1 protein-coding gene is annotated in these 641 nt (G+C 51.0%); it reads right to left on the reverse strand.

Annotation, left to right across the window (positions count from 1 at the left end):
- On the reverse strand, window positions 1-641 hold a 641-nt coding region (locus tag DW085_RS18830; protein WP_182430954.1), incomplete at both ends, for a recombinase family protein.

The following is a 641-nucleotide window of genomic DNA, read 5'->3' on the forward strand; positions in this document are numbered from 1 at the left end:
CGGGTATTGCGAAGCCCCCGTTCCCGGTTCCACCATGTGGGGCAGGGGATTTTTTCTTCCTCCAGCCGTCTGCGGATATAGTTCGGACCATGACCGTTTAGGGCATATCCGAAAATCAGCCGCACAATCGGGGCGGTTTCCTCGTCAATGAGCAGATGGTTTTTGTCCTCCGGGTCTTTCCGATACCCAAACGGGGCAAGACACCCGGTAAACTGTCCTTTCTGCGCTTTCAGAAGATAAGAGGAATGGACTTTCTTAGAAATGTCCTTGCTGTACATCTCGTTCAGGATATTTTTGAACGGGGCGATGTCGTTGTTATCCCGCAGGGTGTCGATACCATCATTCATGGCGATATAGCGGACACCGTTTCTTGGGAAAAAGTCCTCAATCAAATGCCCGGTTTGCAGATAGTTCCGCCCCAGTCGGCTGAGGTCTTTCGTGATGACAAGGTTGATTTGCCTGCGCTCAATGGCTCTCAACATTCTCTGTAAATCAGGACGCTCCATATTAAGACCTGTGAAGCCATCGTCCTGATAGACTGCCACAACCTCCCATCCCTGCTTTTCGCAGTATTTTTCCAGCATATCCCGCTGGTTGGCGATACTGGCACTTTCGCCTTGCAGGTCATCGTCCTTTGACAG

It is taken from the genome of Clostridium sp. AF50-3, from assembly GCF_003477445.1.
Classification (GTDB): domain Bacteria; phylum Bacillota; class Clostridia; order Lachnospirales; family Lachnospiraceae; genus Otoolea; species Otoolea fessa.